General features: G+C 56.7%; 22 protein-coding genes. 12 read left to right on the plus strand and 10 right to left on the minus strand.

Going from position 1 to position 24,960, the window contains the following annotated elements:
* Positions 1-3: 3 nt before the first annotated feature.
* From KP808_RS13050 to KP808_RS13060, 3 genes are all read left to right on the plus strand, one after another.
* A complete protein-coding gene (locus tag KP808_RS13050; protein WP_230016227.1) occupies positions 4-447 on the plus strand; it encodes a hypothetical protein in 444 nt (147 codons plus the stop codon).
* 102 nt (positions 448-549) lie between these two features.
* The gene (locus KP808_RS13055) at positions 550-1,215 is read left to right on the plus strand and encodes a response regulator (protein WP_058402906.1); all 666 of its coding nucleotides are present in this window, start codon (positions 550-552) and stop codon (positions 1,213-1,215) included.
* Positions 1,191-2,576, plus strand: a complete 1,386-nt coding sequence (locus KP808_RS13060; RefSeq protein ID WP_230016228.1) for an ATP-binding protein — start codon at positions 1,191-1,193, stop codon at positions 2,574-2,576. The genes KP808_RS13055 and KP808_RS13060 overlap by 25 nt, the downstream gene beginning before the upstream one ends.
* Before the next feature lie 55 nt (positions 2,577-2,631).
* Here the strand turns inward: KP808_RS13060 and pmrG are convergent, their stop codons facing one another.
* Positions 2,632-3,321 carry a lipopolysaccharide core heptose(II)-phosphate phosphatase PmrG gene (gene pmrG / locus KP808_RS13065; protein ID WP_326839565.1) on the minus strand — a complete coding sequence of 230 codons (690 nt, stop codon included), beginning with the start codon at positions 3,319-3,321 and terminating at the stop codon, positions 2,632-2,634.
* Positions 3,322-3,564: 243 nt separating this feature from the next.
* On the opposite strand from pmrG, the gene KP808_RS13070 reads away from it, so the two are divergent.
* On the plus strand, positions 3,565-4,368 hold the full coding sequence (locus tag KP808_RS13070; RefSeq protein WP_230016230.1) for a phosphatase PAP2 family protein: 804 nt from the start codon (positions 3,565-3,567) through the stop codon (positions 4,366-4,368).
* On the opposite strand, the gene KP808_RS13075 is transcribed toward KP808_RS13070, so the two are convergent.
* Complete coding sequence (locus KP808_RS13075) at positions 4,361-5,662, minus strand: sensor histidine kinase (RefSeq protein WP_230016231.1); 1,302 nt, start codon at positions 5,660-5,662, stop codon at positions 4,361-4,363. The genes KP808_RS13070 and KP808_RS13075 overlap by 8 nt on opposite strands.
* Positions 5,663-5,954: 292 nt before the next feature.
* Here KP808_RS13075 and KP808_RS13080 point away from each other — a divergent pair, with 292 nt between their 5' ends.
* The 4 genes from KP808_RS13080 (at position 5,955) to KP808_RS13095 (ending at position 11,094) form a co-directional block, all read left to right on the plus strand.
* Positions 5,955-6,494, plus strand: a complete 540-nt coding sequence (locus KP808_RS13080; protein ID WP_057407678.1) for a sigma-70 family RNA polymerase sigma factor — start codon at positions 5,955-5,957, stop codon at positions 6,492-6,494.
* A gap of 2 nt (positions 6,495-6,496) precedes the next feature.
* Complete coding sequence (locus tag KP808_RS13085; protein ID WP_230016232.1) at positions 6,497-7,477, plus strand: FecR domain-containing protein; 981 nt, start codon at positions 6,497-6,499, stop codon at positions 7,475-7,477.
* Between the two features lie 109 nt (positions 7,478-7,586).
* Entirely contained in the window at positions 7,587-10,010 is a 2,424-nt protein-coding gene (locus KP808_RS13090; RefSeq protein WP_230016233.1) for a TonB-dependent siderophore receptor, read from the plus strand.
* 4 nt (positions 10,011-10,014) lie between these two features.
* Entirely contained in the window at positions 10,015-11,094 is a 1,080-nt protein-coding gene (locus KP808_RS13095; RefSeq protein WP_230016234.1) for a YncE family protein, read from the plus strand.
* A gap of 272 nt (positions 11,095-11,366) precedes the next feature.
* On the opposite strand, the gene KP808_RS13100 is transcribed toward KP808_RS13095, so the two are convergent.
* From KP808_RS13100 to KP808_RS13120, 5 genes are all read right to left on the minus strand, one after another.
* Positions 11,367-12,386: a hypothetical protein gene (locus KP808_RS13100; RefSeq protein ID WP_002553498.1), complete on the minus strand. Its 1,020-nt coding sequence runs from the start codon at positions 12,384-12,386 to the stop codon at positions 11,367-11,369.
* 373 nt (positions 12,387-12,759) lie between these two features.
* Positions 12,760-14,364 (minus strand): hybrid sensor histidine kinase/response regulator, encoded by a 1,605-nt coding sequence (locus tag KP808_RS13105; RefSeq protein ID WP_057402378.1) that lies wholly within the window; start codon positions 14,362-14,364, stop codon positions 12,760-12,762.
* 126 nt (positions 14,365-14,490) lie between these two features.
* Positions 14,491-15,648 (minus strand): beta-glucosidase, encoded by a 1,158-nt coding sequence (locus KP808_RS13110; RefSeq protein WP_230016235.1) that lies wholly within the window; start codon positions 15,646-15,648, stop codon positions 14,491-14,493.
* Between the two features lie 2 nt (positions 15,649-15,650).
* Positions 15,651-16,832: a UDP-galactopyranose mutase gene (glf, locus tag KP808_RS13115; RefSeq protein WP_230016236.1), complete on the minus strand. Its 1,182-nt coding sequence runs from the start codon at positions 16,830-16,832 to the stop codon at positions 15,651-15,653.
* Positions 16,820-18,004, minus strand: a complete 1,185-nt coding sequence (locus KP808_RS13120; protein WP_230018858.1) for a glycosyltransferase family 1 protein — start codon at positions 18,002-18,004, stop codon at positions 16,820-16,822. Before KP808_RS13120 ends, glf begins: the two co-directional genes overlap by 13 nt.
* Before the next feature lie 418 nt (positions 18,005-18,422).
* Between KP808_RS13120 and galE the strand changes: the two genes are divergently transcribed.
* A complete protein-coding gene (gene galE / locus KP808_RS13125) occupies positions 18,423-19,451 on the plus strand; it encodes a UDP-glucose 4-epimerase GalE (RefSeq protein ID WP_230016237.1) in 1,029 nt (342 codons plus the stop codon).
* Between the two features lie 56 nt (positions 19,452-19,507).
* Here the strand turns inward: galE and KP808_RS13130 are convergent, their stop codons facing one another.
* Both KP808_RS13130 and KP808_RS13135 read right to left on the minus strand, forming a co-directional pair.
* On the minus strand, positions 19,508-20,056 hold the full coding sequence (locus KP808_RS13130) for a cupin domain-containing protein (RefSeq protein WP_002553494.1): 549 nt from the start codon (positions 20,054-20,056) through the stop codon (positions 19,508-19,510).
* Positions 20,057-20,183: 127 nt separating this feature from the next.
* Positions 20,184-20,939, minus strand: a complete 756-nt coding sequence (locus KP808_RS13135) for a gamma-glutamyl-gamma-aminobutyrate hydrolase family protein (RefSeq protein ID WP_230016238.1) — start codon at positions 20,937-20,939, stop codon at positions 20,184-20,186.
* A 127-nt stretch (positions 20,940-21,066) separates the two neighbouring features.
* Between KP808_RS13135 and KP808_RS13140 the strand changes: the two genes are divergently transcribed.
* From KP808_RS13140 to KP808_RS13150, 3 genes are all read left to right on the plus strand, one after another.
* On the plus strand, positions 21,067-21,954 hold the full coding sequence (locus KP808_RS13140) for a LysR family transcriptional regulator (RefSeq protein WP_230016239.1): 888 nt from the start codon (positions 21,067-21,069) through the stop codon (positions 21,952-21,954).
* A 147-nt stretch (positions 21,955-22,101) separates the two neighbouring features.
* Positions 22,102-23,166, plus strand: coding sequence for an aromatic ring-hydroxylating dioxygenase subunit alpha (locus KP808_RS13145; protein ID WP_122281017.1), 1,065 nt, complete (start codon positions 22,102-22,104; stop codon positions 23,164-23,166).
* Positions 23,167-23,239: 73 nt separating this feature from the next.
* Positions 23,240-24,190: a PDR/VanB family oxidoreductase gene (locus KP808_RS13150; protein WP_122281016.1), complete on the plus strand. Its 951-nt coding sequence runs from the start codon at positions 23,240-23,242 to the stop codon at positions 24,188-24,190.
* Here the strand turns inward: KP808_RS13150 and KP808_RS13155 are convergent, their stop codons facing one another.
* Entirely contained in the window at positions 24,191-24,901 is a 711-nt protein-coding gene (locus KP808_RS13155) for a GntR family transcriptional regulator (RefSeq protein WP_122281015.1), read from the minus strand. It lies immediately after the preceding gene.
* Between the last annotated feature and the right edge of the window lie 59 nt (positions 24,902-24,960).

A 24,960-nucleotide genomic window follows, 5' to 3' on the forward strand; every position in this document is an offset into this window, starting at 1 on the left:
ATCATGCGCTATTTTCGAAATGCAATTCGTCACGTGGCTATCGTTTCATCGATCTTTCTGCTCAGCGTCGCTGCGGGCTGCTCAAAGCCTGCCGATCAGCCAAAGCCGGCCTCAGGTGCGGTCATGTCACAAAAAGACGACAGCCAGGCAGCGGCGTCTAAACTGGGCGACTTGTCGGCATTCCATCAAATAGCGATAGAAGTTGCCGGGCTCGTCGAAAAAAACGATCTGCAAGGTGCCAAAGCCAGAATCAAGGACCTTGAGTCGGCATGGGACTCAGCGGAGGCAGGTATCAAGCCACGCGCAGCAAGCGACTGGCATTTACTGGACAAGGCAATCGACCGTGCGCTTTCTGCCTTGCGGGCCAACAATCCGGAGCAGAATACATGCAAGACCAGCATGGACGATTTGTTGAAAACCTTCGATACGTTACAGGGAAAAAAATAACCCTGGCTCACAAGGATTGAATTCTTCCTTTTGTAATTTTTCACCCGTGTTACCTCGACACATGCCCTCCTTCCGGAGGGCTTTCGCTATTGGAGAAAAGCAGTGCGGGTATTGCTTGTCGAAGATGATCCCATGATTGGCGAAGCCATTCAGGGTGCCCTGGATGATGCAAGTTATGCGGCTGACTGGGTCAAGGACGGCCTTCTCGCCCTGACTGCGCTCGACGCTCAACACTACGACCTGGTGCTGCTCGACCTCGGTCTGCCAGGCAAGGATGGCCAAGCAGTACTGGGCAGTATTCGCGCTCAGAGTAATGCTGTCCCCTTGTTGATCATCACTGCCCGCGACAGCCTCGATGATCGCCTGCGAGGGCTGGACGGTGGTGCGGATGACTACCTGCTCAAACCGTTCGACATGGCAGAATTGCTGGCGCGTATACGTGCCGTCCTGCGCCGCAAGGGAGGCAGCGGCATGCCTCTGCTCGGCAATGGCGTGGTCACACTGGACCCCAGCTCAAAAGAGGCCTTCACCGAGCAAAACCCTGCCGTACAGTTGTCTGGTCGCGAATTTGCACTGCTTCAGGCGTTACTGATCAGACCCGGAGCGATTCTCTCTCGTGCAGACCTGGAAGACCGAATCTATGGTTGGGGCAATGAAGTGGAAAGCAACGCAGTAGAGTTTCTGATACATGCGCTGCGCCGCAAGCTTGGAAGCCATGTCATCAAGAACGTCAGAGGTGTGGGATGGATGGTTTCAAAAAACGCTTGAGCGAATCAGTGCAACTGAGGCTATCGGTGTCGCTATCGCTGGTCATTCTTGTCGTAGCAATCGTTGCAGGGATTTTCGCATTCGTTTCCGCACTCAACGAAGCTCATGAGATGCAGGATGAAACATTGCACCAGGTTGCAGTGCTGTTCGACCGCCAGCAGATGACGCTGCAATACTCTAACAATGCGGCTATCGAAGGTGACGACGAAGAGTCACGAGTGATCATCCAGCACCTGGCCGACGGTGCCAAGGCCATTCAAGATGATGACGCCAGCATACCTCTGGCATTACCGACGACGCTCCCGGACGGCTTCTCGACCCTTGATGTAGGCGGCGAGCCGTTCCGCGTACTGGTCAGGACGACCTCTCGAGGCGAGCGTATCGCGGTAGCGCAGGAAACCGGCATTCGTGATCGGGACGCCAGAGAAAGTGCCCAGCGCAGCCTGCTTCCTTTCCTCATTCTTTTCCCGGTGCTGCTGATCGTTGTCGGCGATCTGGTAAGCAAACTGTTCCGCCCTATCGCCCTGTTGTCGGGTGAAATCGATCAGCGTGCGGATCAGGCACTGCACCCGGTAGACGAAAGCCGCGTGCCGACAGAAGTTCGTCCATTTGTCGTGGCGATCAATCGGCTGCTGGACCGTGTCCGTCAGTCTGTAGAACTGCACAATCGCTTCGTCGCCGATGCCGCGCACGAGTTGCGCTCGCCTCTTACCGCTCTTTCCCTGCAGGCAGAAAGACTGGCGCTCGCCGAGATGTCTGCCAACGCCCGCGAACGCCTGCAACCCTTGCGCCGTGGAATCGAGCGCGGGCGAAAGCTGATCGATCAAATGCTCGCCCTGGCAAGGGCTCAGTCCGATTCAAGCCCGCCTCAGCAGCCGGTTTCGGTACACCATATTTACCGCCGTGTACTGGAAGACCTGCTCGCCCTGGCCGAAGACAGACAGATCGATATTGGCGTCGAAGGCGATCACGACGTATCCGTGTTCATGCACGAGCTGGATCTTTACACGCTGGTCAGAAACCTGGTCGATAACGCGATCCGCTATACCCCATACGGCGGCAGAGTCGATCTGTCGGTAGAAATCGAACAGGACAAGGCATGCCTTCTGATAAAGGACACGGGCCCCGGCATACCGGCCGAAGAGCGTGAGCGAGTATTTGACCCGTTCCATAGAAGCTTGGGCAGCGAGCAATTCGGCTCGGGTCTTGGATTGTCCATCGTGAAGGTCATAGTGGATCGCGCGGATGCCACTATCAGCCTCGCCTTCACAGATGAAGCCAGGGAAAACGGCTTGTGCGTCGCGGTACGGTTGCCTCTGCAAAGGTCATATCGGCTGCTCTCCGGTGAGCATCACCTATAACGGATCGACCCACCCTGCGACGCCATACACAATATCCACCTGCGTACCTGACAACTCAGCGGCTTCTCTGCTGCGCCAGTTGCGCCCAGTCCTCCGGGTTTATAATCCCCCGGATAAAGGGTTTACCCTGGCTGTCGAGCGAAATGAAAAGCGCACTGTCGTACTCGCTGGTGGCTGCATGAGGATACCCATGCAGGCTTTCCAACTGACCGATACAACCGCTGTGCGTCACCAGAATCAGATTTCGATTCAGAGACTTGTGCGCCACCACCTCATTCAGCATCGTCTCGTCACAGTTGTACAACCATTCCTGGGCCTCCACCGGATGGCCAAACATGGCTTGTGCGGTCTGAGCGGTGCGGGTCAAGGGGCTGGTTATTACATCGGTGTGTGCAAGCCCGAGTTCGCTGAACGACCGGCCGACATCTGTCGAAACGGAACTGCCGTAGCGAGTGATGCCGTCGTTTGCACCAAGGCACTCGTTGCTGGAGCGGTCGCAGCGTTCGCCATGGCGAACCAGTACCATCACATCACCTTTGTTCCAGCTGGCATACAAACCGGACATGGCCAGATTCTCGCCCTGAACAAGCCGAACTGGCGAACGCGGCCAATAGGTGTAACCCGTCAACACGAGCAAAGAAATCACAATGGCGGCCGCCATCAGAACAACATTTACCCTGCCGGCCAGAAGCGAAGATGCCCTGAACGCGGATTTACCATAACTTTTCATCAAGTTGCCCCGCATGCCTGCCTGTTCAATGGACAACCGAACACGCTGGCTCTGTCCTTTAAGGCCGCCAGCTTGATCAAGGACACGTCATCGTCGGGTCAATGACATGTGAAAAAAATGCCAAAGCTGAATGAAACGGTTTTCATGAAAGTCCTGCTAGGAATTGAACAGGCTGCTACGTATATTCTGCCTCGCAGAAGACTTGGGCACATCGACCTGAACTCTCAAGCCACGCAAATGACTACGGAATAAAAAAGAGTGCAAAGCGAAAAATCAAGATTCTATGCTTGGAACTTCGGCGTGCCGATTGCAATAGCGTTGCTGACCTTTGTCGTTTTTGATCTTACTTCGCTCGACGAAGCGATCAGCAACTGGCTTTACTACCCGCTTCAGGTATTTCCGTTTGAGCATGACCGCCTATTTGAAAATCTGACCCACCGCTGGCCCAGGATCATTCCCGACTGGACGGGAGAAGCCGCAGTAATCGGGCTGTTGCTGTCTTTTATATGGCCACTGCTGAAACCTGGGCGCAATGACCGAATGATTGGCTTGCTGGAAACTGCTCGGGTAGCCCCATTGTTACGCTTCACTGCTCGTCACCGTCGCGACCTGCTGTTTATCGTGGTCTCTTTCGCGGTGATCACCGGCATGATCCACTTTTTCAAAAGTCACACGAGCATTTACTGCCCTGTGGAAACCACTCTGTATGGCGGCACAATGGAGAAAAAGGAGTGGTTCGAAAACTTCAGCCTGTTCCATGAAGCAGGTGCGGGTCGTTGCTGGCCAGGAGGTCATGCTTCGGGGGGATTTACCATGGTGGCACTGTATTTCGTTGCACGCCGTTACTGCTGGCGCCATGCCAAGGCAATCCTCTACGCATCGACCGTACTGGGTGCAATCTACGGCACCACACGAGTTGTTCAGGGCTGGCATTTCATGTCCCACACATTCTGGGCTGGTGTGATTGTCTGGCTCAGTGCGCTGCTTACCGCGCTCGCCTTTTATGGCTGGCGGCAGTTGGCGCAACCGCTTGAAACCAGAACGGATAAACCACTCAGCTGAATCTGACGGGCTCGCTGTCCGCATCCTGCGGTTGCAGTTCCACACGGAAGCTGCAACCGCCAGGCAGGTTGCTTGATGTCACCTGCCATCGCTGATAGGCACAGATCCGATTAACCAGTGACAGCCCTACTCCCAGCCCTTCACCACGTTGTTCATCGCCCCGTACGAAGGGTCGGGACAACGCATTCTGCGTGTTGTCGGAAATGCCCGAGCCGCTGTCCTCTACACAAAACCCGGTCTTGAACAGCGACAGCTTGATATACCCCGTATCGGTGTAATGCCAGGCATTACGCAGCAGATTCCCCATTACCGAATGCAACAGGGTCGCGTTGTAAGACGCACCTGCGTTCGCGCCAGGACTGAAAATCAACTCCAGCCCCTTTTCTTCTATCGGCTTTCGCCATACCTCAATCAGCTCGCACGCCACTTCATGTACGGTTGCCCGGGGACCGTTGCGCGCATGGGCTCCATTGTCCCTGGCCAGCATGAGAAAGGTTTCAACGAGCTGGCGCATGTCGGACGTCGCCTGTGTGATACGCAAGACTTTCGCTCGCCCCAACTCATCCAGGCAGGGGCTCTCAAGCAGTAACTCACTGGACGAGGCAAGTACCATCAAAGGGGTACGCAACTCGTGACTGACATCACTGGTAAACAACTTCTCTCGGCCCAGTGCCGCTCGCAATTGCCCGAGCGTATGGTCAAAAGAAACAGCCAGCTCACCCACTTCATCATCGGCATAGTCTGGAGACAACGGCGGCGCGATAGACAACAGTTGATCACGGTGTCGAACCTGACGCGACAAACGTGCGACCGGAGCGATGACGCGTGTGGCAAGCACACGCCCAAGCAACACGGCAAGCAGCACGCTGAGCACAAAACCGACAAATACAATGGCCAGCAACATCCTTTCGCGCTTTTCGAAACCACTTTGATCTCGCAACAACACATAGCGACGGTCGGCGACTGTACTCACCAGCGCGTAATACTCCTTGCCCTGACGGGTGATTTCCTGAAACCCCGGATGCAGATATTCCAGATCCTGCGGAACAGCCAAATCTCCTGCGCCTTCTTCGACGTAGAACAATTCCTCGCGCTCAGGCCGATGACTCCACTCATTGGTACTTTGCGCATTCAAGAGACGGTGCAGATCGTTTTCAAGATCAATGGTAATGAGCCTGGATTCAACGAAGTGCTCGGTCATGTAAATACCGATGCCAAACATGGCCGCCACAAATGCGCTCATCAGCGCAAACACCACCACAATGCGACGTCTCAGGTTGGTTTTTATATTCATGGCTTACCAAAACGATACGTTTGTGCATCACGCACGGGCGGGATATCGCGACGCTGGACACTTTACGCAACCGGTTCAAATCGACGATAGCTTATCGGTATAGCACGCAGGATGAGAATCTGCGACAGCGCCAGCCCACGTGCGGCAAGCGTATTGAGCGGCAACGCCAGAACACGCCAGCAAGGCATACGTCAGTCAACAAGACAATTGGCACGCTTGTTCTGTGCTTTATCAATGAGATTGTTTATTGTATGCGTATGATTCTCTATAACTTCGGAACGACTGCTTTCTCATGACCTGCTCAAGCGCTCCTGATCAGACCCGCATCGACGACCTTTATGCACAGCACTCCGGCTGGCTACGTCAGTGGCTGACCCGGCGCTTTGGCAACTCGTTCAACACTGCCGACGTAGCGGACCTGACTCACGATACCTTCCTGCGTCTGTTGCTCAAGCCTCGAGCATTCAGGCTGCCCGGTGAAGCGCGGTCGTTTCTATGTACCGTTGCACGCGGCCTTTGCATCGATCAATGGCGCCGGGGGCAGATCGAGCAGGCATGGCTGACGGAGCTGGCAAACAGGCCCGAGAACCTGCACCCCTCCCCCGAGTACGTTGCCATTCTTCTCGAGACACTGCATGAAATCGACGCCATGCTGCGTGACTTGCCGCACAAGGCGCGAACCGCCTTTTTGCTGGCGCAACTGTCAGGCAACACTTACCGCGAGATTGCCGAACAGATTGGCACCAGCGAGCGCATGGTGAAAAAGTACATGGCACAGGTCATGTATCAGTGCATGGTGCGTGAACTGTCCGCACGTGCCGATGAGTGTTGACCATGAACAGTCCTCGCAGTGATCATTATGATGTTCTCCAGCAAGCTGCGGCATGGTATGCGCGTCTGGGTGCAGAGGATGCTGGCGATTCCGAGCGACGCAAGTGGCAGAATTGGCTGAGCCAGAACGAGGAACACCGCAAGGCCTGGGCACTGGTGGAGAAGATAGGTGGACGCTTCGCACAGTTTCAGGATCCGCTAGAAAGAAATGGCGCTTACAAGGTTCTACAGTCCACCAGCTCTTCATCGATGAGCCGCCGTCAGACCCTTCTTTCAATGGGCGTTCTCGCACTGGGCGGGGCATTGGGCTGGCACCTGCTGAACAACGGTGAGAGCGGCTCGCTGTTTGCTTGGATTCGGGCCGATTTATCCACCTCAACGGGCGAAACACGAGAGTTCACGCTGGCTGACGGCACCCGAATCTGGCTCAACACCGCCAGCGCATTGAACGTTACTGTCGCCCCTGATGTTCAAGCGTTGCAACTGCTGAAAGGCGAAGTGTTGATCGACGCTACCCGCTCGCAGAACAAACGGACGCAGGTAAAGACCCTTTATGGAAAAGCGCAGGCATACAGCGCAGAATTCAGTGCACGGCTGCTGAATGATGACGCCACCTGCATCACGGTCTATTCAGGCGAGGTGTCGGTCATGGCAGCCGATCAACGCTGCGATGTACATGCAGGACAGCAGATAACCCTTTATGGGGATCGACTCGACAGCCCGCAACCCGCTCCTGCCTCTGGCCGCGCGTGGACGTCCGGCATTCTGGTCGCTGAAGGTATGCCGCTCCTGCAGTTCGTCAATGAACTGTCCCGCTACCGGCATGGCTACCTTGCTTGTGACGAGAAGATTGCAGGGCTGCGAGTGGTCGGCACCTTTTCCATCAAGGATACAGACAGGGCACTGGCTGCCCTCGCATCGGTACTGCCCGTGGCGATCAAGCGCACGCTGCCCTGGTGGGTCACTGTCGAGGCGCGGGCATAATTGCGCGGTCCTGTTTTTTTTTGCACGCGGTGGTTCCCCTTTTGCCCTGCTCGTCCGGTGTAGATGAAAGCCAATATTTTTTCCTTTCATCAGCGTGGACGCCAGCACTATGCATTTCCATAAACGACGCCCGTTTTATCTCAGCCTGACGCCGCTGGCCATGATCATTCCATTGACAGTGGGCGGTTTAAGTGCATCGTGGGTCTCAACCGCCTCTGCCACCGATGCAAGCGCATTGACTCACCGGTTCAGCATCGAGAAAGGCCCACTCACCGGGCAACTCGTCCGTTTTGCCCAGCAGGCAGGTATCGAGTTGGCCGGAAATGCGGCGTATACCGACGGCAAGGTCGGACCGGGCCTTGACGGCAACTACTCGGTCACTGAAGGACTGACCGCATTGCTCGCAGGCAGCGGCATCTTTGCCGCGCAGCAAAGCAACGGCAGCTACACGCTGGTTGCCTCAGAGTCGATGGAGTTGCGCGCGACACAGGTTGAAGCCAACTCCGATCGCAGTACCAGCTACCAGCCAACCGGTACGAGTTCGATCCTGCACAGCGACAGGTCGACGCTGGAAGTGCCCCAGGTCGTGAACGTGGTTTCTGCGCAAGTTCTGCGCGATCAGAAGCCGCGCAATCTGGACGATGCGCTGGCCAATACCAGTGGCATCACCCAGGGCAACACCCTGGCGGCGACGCAAGACACCTTGATGAAGCGTGGCTTTGGCGGCAATCGCGACGGTTCGATCATGCACAACGGAATGCCCATCGTTCAGGGACGTGGTCTGAGCGCTACTGCTGACAGCGTGGAAGTGCTCAAAGGTCCGGCATCGCTGCTTTACGGCATCATGGACCCGGGTGGCGTAGTCAACGTCGTCAGTAAACGCCCGCAGCTGGAGAGCTACAACGCAATCAGTGGTCGCGCCTCCGCCTATGCGCATGGCCGCGACGGTAGCGGTGGCAGCTTTGACAGCACCGGCGGGCTGGGCGATAGCCGTCTGGCTTATCGCATGGTGGTGGATTATGAAGACGAGGATTACTGGCGTAACTTCGGCACCCATCGAGAATCGCTGGTCGCACCATCGCTTGCCTGGTACGGCGACACGACACAAGTGGTGCTTTCATATGAGCACAGGGAATTTCTTTACCCTTTCGACCGCGGCACGGCACTGGACCCGCGTACCAACCACCCGCTGGATATTCCCAGAACCCGGCGCCTGGACGAACCGTTCAATGAAATGGAAGGTCGCTCGGACCTCACGCAGCTGAGCGTCGACCATCAGTTCAACGACAACTGGAAATCTCATTTCGGCTACAGCTGGAACCGTGAAACCTACGATGCCAACCAACTGCGAATCAATGCCATCAATGCCGCCACGGGCGCAGTGACGCGCAGTAACGATGCAACCCATGGTGCTGTGAGCACCGACAGTTTTGCAATTGCCGACCTGGAAGGCACCTTTCAGATCGCAGGCTTCCAGAATGACTTGCAGGTTGGCGTCGATGATGAGAAACGCAAAATCTTCCGCTCGGACCTGCTGCGTCAAACGGCGCGGTCCAGCTTCAATTATCTGAACCCTGTCTATGGCCGGGAATCGCCGTCCAGCACGGTATCGGCCAGCGACAGTGACCAGACCGATAAACTGCGCGCCACCTCGTTATTTGCTCAGGACTCGTTCCACCTCAACGAGCAGTGGATTCTGGTGGCCGGTGCGCGCTACCAAACCTACGATCAAATAGCCGGACGCGGTCGCCCCTTTGTGGCAAACACCAATATCAATGGGCAGAAATGGCTGCCGCGCGGTGGCGTCGTCTACAAATACAACGATGTGCTGTCGTTCTACGGCAGCTACACGCAATCACTGAAACCCAGCTCAACCATTGCGCCGTTAAGCAGTGGCGTGGTCATTGACTCTGCCGTGCTGCCTGAGCAAGCCAGGTCCTACGAACTGGGTGCCAAACTGGACGTTCCGGGACGCATTACGGCTACCGCAGCGGTCTTCGATATTCGCAAGAAAAACATTCTGGTCTCCCAGTTCAACGATGCGACCAAGCTCACCGACTGGCGGACATCCGGAGAAGCCCGCTCGCGAGGCATAGAACTGGACGTGGCTGGAGAATTGACCGATCGCTGGAGCGTGATCAGCAGCTTTGCACTACTGGATGCGAAGATCACCAAGGACCCGCTCTACAAGGGCAACGAGCTGTGGAACGTGGCCCGGCGCACAGCGGCAGTGTCTGCGGTATACGACTGGGGCAGCATTATCGGCGGCGGTGACCGCTTGCGCACCGGCGCTGGCGCACATTACGTCGGAGAGCGCCCGGGAGACTCTGCCAACTCATTCGAACTGCCCGCCTATACCGTGGCGGATGCCTTCGCGTCTTACGATACAAAAGTCGATGAGCACAAGCTCAACATTCAGTTCAACGTGAAGAACCTGTTTGACCGCACGTATTACACCTCCAGCGCCAACCGTTACTTCGTGTCCGTTGGTGATACGCGGCAGTTCATTCTTTCCACCACTCTGGAGTTTTAAGCCGATGATGTCGTTGATCAGGTGGCTCAAGGTGACGGGATTACAGATTTTTGCCAGTGTGTTCACGCTGCTGGCACCTCTTTCGGTTCAGGCGGATGACTCGCTGCTGTACACCACCCGCGCAGCAACCGTGCTGCCAGGCGCTGGCTACAGTTGGGGGTTCGCGGCATTGCAGCCGGCGCAGCCTCATTTGTACATCGCACGCCGCGAGAACGGTTTATCCGTGTTCGACGTCGAACGGCAGGTTTTGATCAAGACCCTGGACAACTCGACCGGTGCCAATGCCGTTGCCTTTGCACCCGAGCACAATCGCGCCTATATCGCCAACATGGACGGGACATTAGGCATCGTCGCGCTGGACCGCATGACCGTGCAAAACCGGCTCAAACTGGACTCAGGCAACCTGAACAATGTCATCTACGATGCCGGGCATCAGCGAGTGATCGTTACCAGCGGCCGTCGCGGCGACCACTCCACACTGTATTTCATCGACGCACGTACCGACGCACTCGTGGGTTCCCGGCAGGTTCCGGCACAGAAACTCGACGCGCCGATCATCCTTGGCGACGGCACGCTGATAGTGCCGATGCGTGACGAGAATCAAGTGGCCGTTCTTTCAGGCCAACTGCTGGAGAAACATCAGTACTGGACGTTCGAGGGCTGCAACAAACCCAGCGCGGTCGCCGCCGATGAATCGCGACAACGTCTGTTCATTGCCTGTCGTGGCGCAAGCCCTCAGTTGATTATTGCCGACTTGATGACCGGCAACCGCCTCGCAGCATTGCCCACCACCCGCGCTGTCAACAGCATGGCGTACGACCGCCAAAACGATCGCCTGTTGATACCCAGTGGTGCAGATGCCAGTCTGACCGTGGTTGCACGTGACCCGGACGGGCAGTATCGGACCAAAGGAAGTGTCAGCACCCGTTTATGGGCGCACAACATGACATTTGATTCTGCACGCTCACAAGCATACTTGCTCAGTGCCGAATTCACCCAGCCTGAGCCCACTGCCGAACAGCCAAAGCCCGACCCGATATTCCATCCGGACACCTTCACAATAACAACCCTTAAAACCCAGTGAATATAGAGTTGGCAACATCAATGGCACAGGTGCCACCGTTGAGATTGAATATATATCCCGCAGCACGCTGTTAGAGTATTTGCTCTTTGAAAGTTGCCCTGTTACGCAAGCTGTAGAGCCGCACGATAATAAGGTAAAAAATTGAGGGATGGACTTTACCAACGTGTTGTCGAAGCGGATCGGCACTGACACGATATCGAATGGCTGAACTAAAAACGGGGAGCGATCAACGCTCCCCGTCTGATACTTCAGTCCAGTCTTGCTGCGTTGGTTCAGACAGCAGCAACAACTTTGGCTGGCGGCTGAGTACGACGACCCAGTACACCCGCACCCGCTGCTACCAGACCCGAGATCACCAGAGTGATCAACAGAATCCAGGCACCTTGCGAAACGCGCTTGGCAGTCACTTCAGCTGCTTCACGGGCTTTCTGTTCTGCCTGAGCTTTCAGTTCCTGATACTTGGCATAAGCCTGACGATAGCTGGCCTGAGCCTGATCGACGATCTGATTGGCTTCGGCATCAGTCTTGTTGCCACGCGCCTTGATCAGATTAACCAGCGCCTGACGGTCAGCAGCATCCCACGCCTGGTCGCCTTTGGCTTTGATGCGGTCCATCAGGCCACCCAATTGCTCATCGGCTTGCTGAGGATTTTGTGCACTCTGCTTGGCAGTATTCTGTGCATCTTCCTGGGTTGCCTGAGCTTCCTGCTTGACGTTGTCAGGGTTCAGCTCGGCTTTACCGGTCTGGCGCATGGCTGTTTCAATTTCACCCTGGATATCGTCCAGATTGAAATCAATACCCTGAGCGCGCAACTGATCCTGAATCTTGCCGCCGACGGCCGGCGCTACCTGAGCAATACCGCTGCCCAGTGCCGACATACCGCTGCCTGCCAGATTAAGGCCACCGCGCACGACGCCTGTTACCGCACTGGACACCAGATAGACCGTGATCAGCGATACGCTCGCCCATACCAGAAGGCCATGAAAAGCGCCTTCACGCTGAGCCAGACGGCCAGCCGCCCAACCACCGACAAACAGCGAGATGACCGAGCTGACAACAACCCAGATACCCGCACCTGTACCAATTCCGGACAACGGATTGGCTTCCTGCATTGGATCAATACTGGCACTTCCAATGGCCGTGCCCAACAGGTTCAACAACAGCGAAACAACCATGGCCAATACAACACCGGCCAGAATAGCGCTCCAGGAAATTCGTTTAAGCAGAGGAGCCATAGCATGCGTGTCTTGATACACAGGGGAGCCTGGAGCGATGCGGTCGTCGCGAATCATAATAAGAGTCCTTTGAGTCATTGGCAGTGAACGCTGAAATGTGTGGCGTACACTTTAATGACCCGGGCGACACTCAAGAAGTTTAAAACTTTTATAGACTTTTTTCAGGACTGCAAAACCACATAAAAAGGCGACGAACAGTGATCTCTATCAATGGAACGGAAAGAGACGATAACGCTCCAAGCGCTTTACAACTTTGCGGCCTCATTATCGCTTCTATGTTTATAAGTGAGGTTGTCTGACGTCTGTTAATACTCGACAGGCATTAATAAACAATGGCACCCCATAAGGCACAGTCAATAATGGGTATAACCACACACTCGTCAGCCTGACCGAGAACAGTCAGGCCTTCAGGTCTTCGGTAGCGGGACAATCAAGCGATACCGTTAGGTCCGTCCAGCACCTGCCTGACCTTCCGGGCGAGGTCTTGAGGCATGCAGGGCTTGGATACCACATCGAACTCGGAGCCGCCGATATCGGTTCGTTCGATCGAGCTTTCAGCGTAGCCGGTGGTCAGCAGCACCTTGATCTTCGGATACCTGCGCCTCACTTCACGCGCGAGCATCACACCGTTCATGCCGCCCGGCATGATCAGGTCAGTGAACAGCAGGTCATACCTGCTGCCGGATTCGAATTTCTTCAGTGCTTCGCGAGCGTTGAGTACGATTTCGCAGACATAGCCGTAGTCATCCAGCACCATCTTCGCCAGCTCGGCGACGTCAGGCCGGTCCTCGACAATCAGAATCCGCTCGCAGCTGCCAATGCGTCTGTCGACAGCTTTTGGTGGCTCCGAGTGGGTCAGCATTGCCTCGTCTACCGGAAAATACAGGCGCAGCGTTGTGCCAATACCTTCTTCGGTATAGATCCGCGCCGCGCCGCCCGACTGTTTGGCAAAGCCATAGACCATCGAAAGACCGAGCCCTGAACCCTTGCCCTCTTCCTTGGTGGTAAAAAACGGGTCCATCACACGGTCACGAATACTCGATGGCATGCCAATGCCATTGTCCGTTATGGCAATACTGACGTAGCGACCAGGCAGCAAGCCGTCATGAGACATGTTGGCCAACTCATCGACGACCAGATTGCGGGTTTCAATGGATATTTTCGGGTCAGGCCTGCCAATCAGCGCATCCCTGGCGTTGATGAAGATGTTCAGCAGGGCAACTTCTGCCTGGGTCGGGTCGATACGGCAGTTTTTCAAGGCCGGGTCCAGATCGGTTTCGATCGTCACATGCGGCCCGAACGTACGCTCGATCAAGGGCTCTGTGCTGGAAACCAGACCATTGAGGTTGAGCACTCGTCCCTGCAGCTTCTGTTTACGGGCAAATGCCAGTAATTGCTTGGTCAGCGTACTCGCGCGTTCGACAGCAGACTTGGCGTGATAAACGCTGCGCTGGACACGCTGCACATCGATAGTGGGTTTCTCAGCAGCGCTGCCGATCAAATCAATATAGCCGCCCATGACTTGAAGCAGGTTATTGAAGTCATGAGCGATGCCTCCGGTAAGCTGCCCCAGAGCTTCCATTTTCTGCGCCTGACGCAGGGCTTCTTCAGCATCCCGACGTCGACTGATATCCAGTTGCGACGCAAAGAAATAGATCAGGTCTCCGGCATCGTTATAAACCGGAGAAATAAACAAGGCATTCCAGAAGGTAGAACCGTCCTTGCGATAGTTAAGAATTTCGGTAGAGATATCGACGCGCTCGTCAATCGCTTCACGAATGGACTGCACCACGGCCCGATCCGTTTCCGGCCCCTGAAGAAATCGGCAGTTGGTACCGATGATTTCTTCTGACGAATAGCCCGTCATTTCCAGAAACGCGCGGTTGGAAAAAATGATCGGGTTGTCCGCACGGTTGGGGTCCGTCACGATCATCGGCATACGTGTCGTTTCCACCGCCGCAAAAAAGATATCTTTTCCCTGATGCTGGATATCTCCCGTTGCAGCATTGTCGACACGGGCTTTTTCTTCCGACACTCCAGAAACTCCACACATATTGGTTGGGTTTAATAAATGTTCTCAAGGCTAGGACTGGTGGAGCCTCGAAAGGGTTCTCAGGTTTTGGGCAAAAAACGAATTATATTCATATGAGGGGCTAAGCACTCAAAAAGCGTTCACTTGGAAAGCGGATTTTTCGTCCTTTTGTCGAATAAGAGCCGCAAATTCACTCGCACTCTCGCGTAACGCCACCTGCAAAGGGTGAAAGGCGGCCCGCTTACCCTGCCCGTCTGCATAACCCAACAGGCCCGTCGGGCAGTATCGGGCGTCGTCCCAGCCCGGATAATCGAGAATGGGGTACCAGCAGATACCTTCCACAGGTAAGCCTGCCCTGACAGCCTTACTGACCTCGGCACAGATGTAATTGAACCAGGGCAGACGCTGTACGTCTTCGGCACCGGTTTCAGAAATCAATAGCGGTCTTGCGTACCGCGTATGCAGCTCGCTCAACATGCCCTGAAATGGCCTGTATTGCGGGTCGTCCTGGGTGAGCTTTCGACCGTTGAACTGCCATTGGTTATGTGGGTAGAAGTTGACGCCCAACACATCCAGATACTCGGGGCGGCCGCCCAGCCCAGGCCATTGACGCCCGGATAAAAGATCCCAGGCTTCAAACTGCGCCTGCCGATAGCACTCTGCTGCCGCTTTCTCCGCACTACCGCGCGTAGCCGGTACGACGTGAATCAATGGCTCGGCCTGAATAAAACGCGCGCCGGGCTCTATTGCGCGTATCGCCTCTATCGCCGCAATGCTGGCCCGGACCAGTTGCTGTTTGAGTTCCATGCCGCGCTGCTGACTACCGGGGTTGAAATAAGCAACTTCACCTCCCGCCCAGCTCCAGAACGAAATTTCATTGATTGGCGAATAAAAGGGGGCGGTCTCCCCTTCGTCTTTGACTACCTGAGCCACCGCAGCGGCAAAACGCGCAAAGCGCTCGACAAACTCCGGACGCCAGATATCCAGGTCATCAGGATAACCGTAATGGCATAAATCCCAGATCACCTGAGTGCCCTGACGCCGCGCGGCTCGTAACATGGGCAGAAAACTGCTCCAGTCGTAACAGTTCGGGCTGGTTTCAATCAGGTGCCAGCGCAAACCGTCACGCACGGTACGTATTCCGTGCGTCGCCATTGCGGCAAAATCTTCGGGTGCCCAACGGTCGTGACCGGTTGAGTGAAGCAGATCGAGTCGCACGCCGTCGAGTCGTCGATGGCTGGCACACTCGAATCCGCCTATGAAGAAGCTGTCGAACAGACGACCCATGCTCAGCCTCGCGCAGGCTGTTCAATCGGTTCGGCAATCTGCTCCGGCAACTCATGGGCCAGCCGCTGGAACAGCGCCAATGCCTGACCGACAACCTGGTCCATGTTGTAATACTTGTAAGTACCAAGCCGCCCAAGGAAAGTCACCTCATCCGACTGATCGGCCAACGCCTTGTAACGCTTGTACAACTCAGTGTTTTCCGGTCGCGGAATGGGGTAGTAAGGGTCGCCCTCGGCACTCGGGAACTCATAGCTGATACTGGTCCTGGCATGCCGTTGACCGGTGAGGTGCTTGTATTCTGTGATTCGCGTATGAGCAATGGCCTCATCCGGGTAGTTGACCACGGCCACGGATTGAAACTGTGCCTGATCAACGGTTTTGTGCTCGAAACGCAAGGACCGATATGGAAGACGGCCATAGCAATAATCGAAGTATTCATCGATTGGCCCGCAGTAGATCAGGTGCCGATACTGCAAGGCCCCGCGTACATCGGCAAAGTTGACCCCCAGCGCCACGTCGATAAGCGGGTGATCGAGCATCCGGTCAAACATGTGCGTATAGCCATGCAGCGGCATTTTCTGAAAGGTATCCGTGAAGTAGCGACTGTCCGAAGTGGTACGGGTAGGCACTCGAGAGGTGACCGACCTGTCCAGTTGCGACGGGTCCAGCCCCCATTGCTTGCGGGTGTAGCCACGGAAAAACTTCTCGTACAACTCCCGGCCTACTTGATTGATCACAACGTCTTCGGAGGTTCTTATCATCTCTACCGGCTCGGCCCGGCTGGCGAGAAAGGCTTCGGCTTGTTGCTCATTCATCTGCAAACCGTACAAGCTGTTGAGCGTATCGAGGTTGATCGGAATAGGCAGCAATTGACCGTCCACACTGGCGAGCACACGGTGTTGGTAGTCGCGCCATTCGGTAAATCGCGATAGGTATTCCACAATGCGTTCGGCATTGGTGTGGAAGATATGCGGCCCGTATTGATGGACCAACACCCCGGCGCTGTCCAGGTGATCGTAAGCGTTACCCGCAATGTGTGGACGTCGGTCGATCAGCAAAACACGTTTACCCAATCCGGCTGCCAGCCTTTCCGCCACTACACTTCCCGCAAAACCTGCACCGACGATAAGGAAATCATAGTGTGTCTCTGCAAACGCGGCTGATTGAGGATTTATCCGAGGCATTGGGTTTGCTCCCCAGTCGTTACCAGGCCGATTTGCGCCTTCATGGCAGCGCACGTGTTGTCCCAGGACTCACCGGCCAGCACTGCGTCAACCTTACGCAGAAAATCAGCAGGATCCTTATGCGCCAGAGCTTCGCGAATCGCGCGCACAAACGCGTCAGCATCATCGGCAATTGCGACGACTCCGGACTCACCGTAAGTTCTGACAACGTCGGCAATCCGGGTTGATACCACTGGACGACCGCCAGCCAGGTACTCCGGCGTCTTGGTCGGGCTGATAAAGCGTGTGGAATCGTTCAGGGCAAACGGCATCAATGCGACATCCCAGCCAGACAGATAGGCAGGTAAATCGTCATAAGGCTTGCTGCCCAGATAATGAACGTTGGCCATGCGCGGCAGGGTTGCCGGATCGATTTTCACCACAGGACCGATCAAAATGATTTGCCATGTGGGCTGTGATTCCGCCACTTCTCGAATCAGTTCAATATCGAAACGCTCATCAATGACGCCAAAATAGCCTAGCCTTGGGTGGGGGATGCAGTGTTGATCCTTCGGGGCGGCAAGCATGTTGCGAGCGGCTGCAAAATGCCCGATATCGACGCTGCTGGGCATGGAGTGTGCATTTGCATGCTGTAGGCGCTTGGCCTCCCAGAGGCTGAAGCCGCCGGTAAAGACAACATCTGCGCGCTTCATCAACGCTTGCTCCTGCTCGACGAGCTCTGGCGGCGCACCTTTGAACGCAGACAGCTCGTCCATGCAATCGAAGATCGTCACTTGCGCGCGCAGGTGGTCGGTAAACGCCAGGGCCATCGGGGTGAAATACCACAACAGCAGCTCCCCAAATTGTTGCGCATCCATAAAACCATCCAGCAACGTGCGCTGTGCAGTGATCACTTGGTCAGGCTGCATCTGCGAAGGCAGGTGCGGCACCAATACGGTGACACCGCATGCTTGCGGCAGTGACTCAAGCCAGATGCGAGGCGAGTCTGAAAAAACAGGCTCCTCTAGAAACAACACCCGATAATCCTGCGCCATGCGCGACATGATGTGCTGCGGACGCTGGTACACAAACCCCCACCTGAGGTGGGACAGGCACAGCAGCAGCGGTCTGACGGCTGCCTCGACTCTGGCTGAAGCTGACCTTGCGGATTGGATTTTCTGGACACCGTTCATGAAGTCTCCCTTTTTTCTAAAAAGTCCTGGATGAAACTGAAGGGCTCTGAAAAGGGCTGAACTTCGACGGCATTCATGATGAGGATGTGCGTTGGCGGCTGTTGCATGCATGGAACAATCACGTGCATGGAACAACTATAGATATTCTCATCAGTTTCGAGCATGCGCCCGGGCCGCTGTTCGCTGATTCCGATAAAGGGTATGTGCCGTCGGGAATGAACCGTTGAACTCGGCGGAACAAATACGCCCCTAGTCTTGAGCGAATGTTTTTTGGCACCTGCGGTACGTTTTCCCCACGCGGTGGTCTGGTCCTGATTTTCGCAAGCAAGGCTCCTCTGTCGTCCTGTTGATAAAGGTCACGACGCCGAGCCCTCAGCACGCCTCTTGCCGAGGCGGCGAACATCCAGGAAGGATAATCATGATTCTGGTTACCGGTGGTGCGGGATACATTGGCGCTCACGTTGCGCTTGAATTGCTTGAAGAGGGCCACGATGTCGTGGTGCTTGATAACTTGTGCAACAGCTCACGAGAGACATTGAGCCGGGTGGAGACACTCAGTGGGCGACAGGTGGAGTTCATCCACGGCGATGTACGCAGCAAAGCGACGTTGAACCGGCTATTCGCTCGCCACCCAGTGAAAGCTGTGGTGCATTGCGGCGGGCTCAAGGCGGTGGGCGAAAGCGTCAGAGAGCCGTTGCGCTATTTCGAGACCAACGTGAGTGGCAGCGTAAACCTGTGTCAGGCGATGGAGCAGGCAGGCGTGTTCAACCTGTTGTTCAGCTCATCAGCGACTGTATACGGCGACCGTGAGCAAATGCCGCTGGACGAGAACTGCCCACTGGGTTTGCCGACCAATCCTTACGGGCATTCCAAACTGATGGCCGAGCATGTGATGAAAAGCGTCGCCCGCTCGGATCCACGCTGGTCCATCGGGCTGCTGCGCTACTTCAATCCCATTGGCGCCCATCCGTCCGGCCTGCTGGGCGAGTCGCCCTGCAACACGCCTAATAACCTGCTGCCCTTCCTGCTGCAGGTCGCGAATCGAAGACGCCCTGCCCTGCACATTTTTGGCACCGACTACCCGACGCCGGACGGCACAGGTGTGCGTGATTACCTTCACGTAATGGATCTGGCCGAGGGCCACTTGAAGGCGCTGGACAGAATACGCGGCCAAAAAGGCGTATCCGTCTGGAATCTGGGGACTGGGCAGGGTTATTCAGTCCTCGAGGTGGTGCACGCTTTCGAACGTATCTCCGGCAAAACCGTGCCGTTGATCTTTCAGCCGCGCCGGACCGGAGACATTGCGGTGTGCTGGTCGGATCCGGGGAAAGCATTGCGTGAGCTGGATTGGCGCGCCAGGTTCAACCTTGATTCAATGCTCACTGACGCCTGGCGCTGGCAGTGCATGAACCCCCAGGGTTATATGCCGACAGCTCTGGTCAGTTGAGGTGCAGCCAGAGGTGCCAGGCGGCCGGAAATTATCGTCGTTGCAGGCGCTGTGCGCTAAAAATTGGCGGGCGTGTTGGAACTGATGATCTCGGCCTCGTCCTGGCCGATGTTGCGGAAGCGGTGCGGTAAGGTGGTCGGGAAGTAATAACCGTCCCCGGGACCGAGAATATTGACCTGCCCATCAATGGTCAGCTCCACGGTGCCGCGCGTCACCAACCCGCACTCCTCGCCTTCGCTGTGGACGATGGGCTCTTCACCCGAGTCTGCGCCCGGCGCGTACTGCTCGCGAAGAAAACGCATCTGGCGGCTCGGCAGGGTTGCGCCGACCAGCAGCAGGCGAACACCGTTACGCCCCAGGTCAGGCTGGTCACCGGCGCGGAATACATACTGATCCTGCCCCGGTGGCTGGTCGAAGGTGAAGAAATCCGCAAGCGTCATGGGGATGCCTTCAAGCAGCTTCTTCAACGAGCTGATAGAGGGGCTGACACGATTTTGCTCAATCAGGGAAATCGTGGCATTGGTCACACCACTGCGTCTGGCGAGTTCACGTTGTGACAGCTTGTAGCTTTCACGCACCAGTTTGAGTCGTGCTCCCGTATCCATAATGGCCTTATGCGAAAGATATCCGATGAGTGAAGCAAAGCCCAGAAGGAATGGATTGTCCATCGCCCAAGGCCGCAAAGCCGGATATTAAATCACGTTTGCCAGCAACACTCAGCAGCTCATCGCACTACCTGCCCTGACGGTTCCGGGCATACGCCAGGCAGGCTTCACGGAATGCCGTGAACAGGCTCAGCGACACAGGGTTGTTCATGAACTCCCATTCCGGGTGCCACTGCACGCCCAGCACAAAGCCTGGCGCACCGGGCAGGGAAACCGCTTCCACCAGACCGTCGGGTGCCAGTGCTTCCGCGCGCAGATCCGATGCCAGACGATCGATACCCTGACTGTGCAGGCTATTGACCTCGAACCCCGGCGCCAGCCCGAGCGCCTCCAGCAACCCGCCAGATTGCACCTGCACCGGGTGTTGCGGCGCGTACTGCACGACCAGCACATCGCTTTGCGGCTCACGGTGATCCAGATAACCGGGCAATTCCTGGACCCGCTGATGCAGGCTGCCGCCCAGTGCAACATTCAGCTCCTGAAAACCACGGCAGATGCATAACACCGGCACACCCTGGGCGATGGCGGCCCTGAGCAGCGGTAATGTCGTGCGATCCCGAAACACGTCGTGGGCAGTGCCTTCCACGCTCGCCGGGCCGTTGTAATGATGCGGCTCGACATTGGACGGCGAGCCGGTAAACAGCAAACCGTCCAGTGAGGCCAGCAACTGCGCAGGCTCGGTGGGCACGTCGAGCGCGGGCAGAATGACCGGGACACCCGCAAACGCCGCCGCTTCGACATATTTATCGCCTGCGGTATGGGAGGAATACTTGCCCAACTGCTGACGGCAGGCAGTAACGCCGATCAAGGGAGATCGTGACATACGTTGAGTCCTTGTAAATCTGGTGAGCCAGCACGTCGATATGACGCTATCCAGCCGGGATAAAACCAGTCTAGGATAGTCATCTACGCAACAAACATAGGCATTCAGGCAAAGGAACAATGCAGCGATGCAATATGAAATCACCCATGCCGATCTTTCTCTGGTATTGGCGCTGGTACGCGGACGGACCCTGGCGCGTGCTGCAGATCTGCTGCACGTTGATATTTCGACAGTGTTCCGCTCGATCCGACGTCTGGAGTCAGCCCTCGGAGCTGCGCTGTTTGAAAAGAACCGACGCGGCTACATTCCGACGGATACTGCCCAGGCCATGGCCGAGCAGGCGGAACACGCCGAACAGGCACTCGCCGCTGCCCGCATCGCCTTGCAGCAAGGCGAACAGGTGGTCAGCGGTACGGTACGCCTGACGTGCACTGACGCGGTCTTGCACAGCCTGCTGTTACCAACGCTCGCGGACTTCATGCCGCAGTACCCTGCCCTCACGCTGGAACTGGCCACCTCCAACGCGTTTGCCAACCTCAGCCGTCGTGATGCCGACATCGCGCTGCGCCTGACCAATACCCCGCCCGAACACCTGATCGGACGATGCCTGGGCAGCGCGGACTACTTCATTTGTGGCCGCCCCGAATACCGCGATGCGCTGACACACAGCCCTGCCTCAATTCCCTGGATCAGCCCGGACGACTCAATGCCCGACCACCCTTCGGTGATCTGGCGTAAACAGGCATTCCCGGCGGTGAGCCCACGCTATCGCTGCAGCAACATGTCGGCGGTCTCTCAACTGGTCGCTGCCGGTCTGGGCGTGGCGGCCTTGACCGATTTCACGGTTCAGGGCCTTGGCTCAGTGGAAAGGTTGAGTGAACCACTGCAGGGGTGCAGCACCGATCTGTGGCTACTGACGCGTCCCGACTGCCGGGCATTGCGCTCTGTGCAGACCCTTCTGGAAGCACTCGCCCCCCGTCTGCGAGCAGCATTGCTGGCGTCCAGACCCGTTTGATGACCAGTCTGTGGATCCATTAAATAATAGTTAATCAAATTAATCATTGGATTAATCTTGATCCTGTGGCATTAATAATCACGAGGAAAACAACATGATTCATTCTGTGGATCCATAAGACCAATAATCGAACCGTGGAGAACCGTCATGCACCCGAAGAATGCGTGGTACGTCGCCTGTACAGCAGATGAAGTCGCCGACAAGCCTCTGGGTCGGCAAATCTGCAACGAAAAGATGGTCTTCTTTCGCGACCAGAACCAGCAGGTTGTCGCCGTAGAAGATTTCTGCCCGCACCGCGGTGCCCCGCTGTCGCTGGGTTATGTCGAGAACGGCCAACTGGTATGCGGTTATCACGGGCTGGTGATGGGCGGCGATGGCAAGACCGCCGCGATGCCCGGCCAGCGTGTTCGAGGCTTCCCCTGCAACAAGACCTTCGCCGCGGTCGAGCGCTACGGCTTCATATGGGTCTGGCCTGGCGACCGGGAAAAGGCCGATCCGGCGCTCATCCATCATCTGGAGTGGGCGGTCAGCGACGAATGGGCCTACGGTGGCGGCCTGTTTCATATTCAGTGCGACTACCGCCTGATGATTGACAACCTGATGGACCTCACCCACGAAACCTACGTGCATGCGTCGAGCATCGGTCAGAAGGAAATCGACGAAGCGGCACCTGTCACGACGGTCGAAGGCGAGGAAGTCATTACCGCACGCCACATGGAAAACATCATGCCGCCGCCGTTCTGGCAGATGGCGCTGCGTGGCAACAACCTGGCCGATGACGTGCCAGTCGATCGCTGGCAGATCTGCCGCTTCACCCCGCCCAGCCATGTACTGATCGAGGTAGGCGTAGCCCACGCGGGCAAAGGTGGCTATCACGCGCCCCACGAGTTCAAGGCATCGAGCATCGTTGTCGACTTCATCACGCCGGAGACCGACACCTCGATCTGGTACTTCTGGGGCATGGCGCGCAACTTCAACCCGGCTGACGAACAGCTGACGGCCACCATCCGCGAGGGTCAGCGCAAGATCTTCAGCGAGGACCTGGAAATGCTTGAGCGCCAGCAACAGAACCTGCTTCAGCACCCGCAACGCAATCTGCTCAAGCTCAACATCGACGCCGGCGGCGTGCAGTCGCGCAAGATTCTGGAACGCCTGATTGCTGCCGAACGGGCCAGCACGGCTGAACAGATTCCCGTAATGGCCACTAAATGACTGCCTGCTGCCAGCCCGAATGCGTTGAAAACAATCAGAAGTGACCCTTGCTGCGGTCACCCGAGGACATACCATGATCGACGTGACCGTGTTATCACGTAACGATGAAGCGCTGGATATCTGCAGTTTCGAGCTGGTGCGAGCCGATGGCGAGCTGCTGCCGCCCTTCACGGCAGGCGCGCACATCGACGTGCACTTGCCTGACGGGCTGATCCGCCAGTATTCGCTGTGCAACGCACCGAACGAGCGTCATCGCTATCTGATTGGCGTCCTCAACGATCCGGCTTCACGCGGCGGGTCGCGCAGCCTGCATGAGCAGATTCAGTCAGGCGCGCACTTGCGCATCAGCGAGCCACGCAACCTGTTTCCCCTGGCCGGGAACAGCCGTCGCACGCTTCTGTTTGGCGGCGGCATCGGCATCACACCCATTCTGTGCATGGCTGAACAACTTGCGCTGGACGGTGCCGATTTCGAGCTGCACTACTGTGTTCGTTCCGTCGAGCGCGGCGCCTTTATTGAGCGCCTCAAGCACTCGCCGTTTGCCGACCGGGTCACACTGCACCTTGATGAACAGCCCGCTACCGCGCTGGATGCCGCCAATGTGCTCGCCCAGCCCCATCCCGATACCCATTTGTATGTGTGCGGACCGGGTGGCTTCATGCAACACATCCTCGACAGCGCCCGTGCTGCCGGCTGGCTTGAAGACAATCTGCACCGGGAGTACTTTTCCGCAGCGCCGGTGGACACCAGCAACGACGGCAGCTTTTCCATCGAGATCGCCAGCACCGGTCAGGTGATTGCCGTTCCTGCCAACAAGACGGTCGCTCAGGTGCTCGAAAGCCACGGCATCGATATTCCGCTTTCGTGCGAACAAGGTGTGTGTGGCACATGCCTGACGCGCGTCCTCAAGGGCATTCCGGATCATCGGGATTTGTTTCTGACTGAAGACGAGCAGGCGCTCAACGATCAGTTCACGCCATGCTGCTCACGCTCGAAAACCCCATTGCTGGTGCTCGACATCTGATCAGTCCGAGCGCTGAATGACCTTCATGCGCTCGTTCACGCCGGCACCGAAAATCTCCGCATAGCGCAGGGTCGCATTGGCATGCTCACGCATGATCGCCTCGGCACGAGCGCCCTGCCCGCTCACTAACGCATCCACCACCGCGTGATGCTGCATGTGGGCGAAATTGAAGCGCCGATATTCGCGAATCAGGTTATCGCGATCCACTGCCAACGCCGTCACCGAGGCAAAAGGCAGATGGTCGTTGCGCGCCAACGCATCGGCAATGGCGCGGTTCCCGCTGCCGGCGACGATCACTCGATGCAGGCGCATGTTCATGTCGTGATAGACCTCAAGATCATCTTCAGTGACGTAACCCTTTTCGAACAAGGCATCACCCTGCACCAGGCAGGCTTCAAGCTCGTCCCGCGCCTCCTGCGTCAAGCCACGTTCGGCCATCTGCCGCGCCGCCAGCCCTTCCAGAACACCGCGCACGTCGACCGCACCGGCGATTTCCATCGGCGTGATCGAGCGCACCTGAAAACCGCGCCCGCCAAAGGGCACCAGCAGGCCTTCCTGTTCCAGGGTACGAAACGCCATACGCACCGGCATGCGCGACACGCCGAACAGCTCGGCGGTCGGCACTTCCATCAAGCGCTCGCCGGCCGCCAGCTCGCCTGACGCAATCATCTTGCGCAACGCAACAAGAATGGTCTGCCCGGGTTTGCTCATTGACAGGATTCCGTGGAGATCGAAAAACGCATCTTACTCCACGTACACAGGGGAATGGT

The organism is Pseudomonas savastanoi (assembly GCF_020917325.1).
GTDB classification, from domain to species: Bacteria; Pseudomonadota; Gammaproteobacteria; order Pseudomonadales; family Pseudomonadaceae; genus Aquipseudomonas; species Aquipseudomonas amygdali.

Excerpts from the sequence above, each read along its gene's own strand:
- KP808_RS13050 (WP_230016227.1), top strand. The coding sequence starts at position 4 with ATGCGCTATTTTCGAAATGCAATTCGTCACGTGGCTATCGTTTCATCG.
- KP808_RS13060 (WP_230016228.1), top strand. The coding sequence starts at position 1,191 with ATGGATGGTTTCAAAAAACGCTTGAGCGAATCAGTGCAACTGAGGCTA.
- pmrG (WP_326839565.1), bottom strand. The coding sequence starts at position 3,321 with ATGCGGGGCAACTTGATGAAAAGTTATGGTAAATCCGCGTTCAGGGCA.
- KP808_RS13075 (WP_230016231.1), bottom strand. The coding sequence starts at position 5,662 with ATGAATATAAAAACCAACCTGAGACGTCGCATTGTGGTGGTGTTTGCG.
- KP808_RS13080 (WP_057407678.1), top strand. The coding sequence starts at position 5,955 with ATGACCTGCTCAAGCGCTCCTGATCAGACCCGCATCGACGACCTTTAT.
- KP808_RS13085 (WP_230016232.1), top strand. The coding sequence starts at position 6,497 with ATGAACAGTCCTCGCAGTGATCATTATGATGTTCTCCAGCAAGCTGCG.
- KP808_RS13090 (WP_230016233.1), top strand. The coding sequence starts at position 7,587 with ATGCATTTCCATAAACGACGCCCGTTTTATCTCAGCCTGACGCCGCTG.
- KP808_RS13095 (WP_230016234.1), top strand. The coding sequence starts at position 10,015 with ATGATGTCGTTGATCAGGTGGCTCAAGGTGACGGGATTACAGATTTTT.
- KP808_RS13100 (WP_002553498.1), bottom strand. The coding sequence starts at position 12,386 with ATGATTCGCGACGACCGCATCGCTCCAGGCTCCCCTGTGTATCAAGAC.
- KP808_RS13110 (WP_230016235.1), bottom strand. The coding sequence starts at position 15,648 with ATGGGTCGTCTGTTCGACAGCTTCTTCATAGGCGGATTCGAGTGTGCC.
- glf (WP_230016236.1), bottom strand. The coding sequence starts at position 16,832 with ATGCCTCGGATAAATCCTCAATCAGCCGCGTTTGCAGAGACACACTAT.
- KP808_RS13120 (WP_230018858.1), bottom strand. The coding sequence starts at position 18,004 with ATGAACGGTGTCCAGAAAATCCAATCCGCAAGGTCAGCTTCAGCCAGA.
- galE (WP_230016237.1), top strand. The coding sequence starts at position 18,423 with ATGATTCTGGTTACCGGTGGTGCGGGATACATTGGCGCTCACGTTGCG.
- KP808_RS13130 (WP_002553494.1), bottom strand. The coding sequence starts at position 20,056 with ATGGATACGGGAGCACGACTCAAACTGGTGCGTGAAAGCTACAAGCTG.
- KP808_RS13135 (WP_230016238.1), bottom strand. The coding sequence starts at position 20,939 with ATGTCACGATCTCCCTTGATCGGCGTTACTGCCTGCCGTCAGCAGTTG.
- KP808_RS13140 (WP_230016239.1), top strand. The coding sequence starts at position 21,067 with ATGCAATATGAAATCACCCATGCCGATCTTTCTCTGGTATTGGCGCTG.
- KP808_RS13145 (WP_122281017.1), top strand. The coding sequence starts at position 22,102 with ATGCACCCGAAGAATGCGTGGTACGTCGCCTGTACAGCAGATGAAGTC.
- KP808_RS13150 (WP_122281016.1), top strand. The coding sequence starts at position 23,240 with ATGATCGACGTGACCGTGTTATCACGTAACGATGAAGCGCTGGATATC.
- KP808_RS13155 (WP_122281015.1), bottom strand. The coding sequence starts at position 24,901 with ATGAGCAAACCCGGGCAGACCATTCTTGTTGCGTTGCGCAAGATGATT.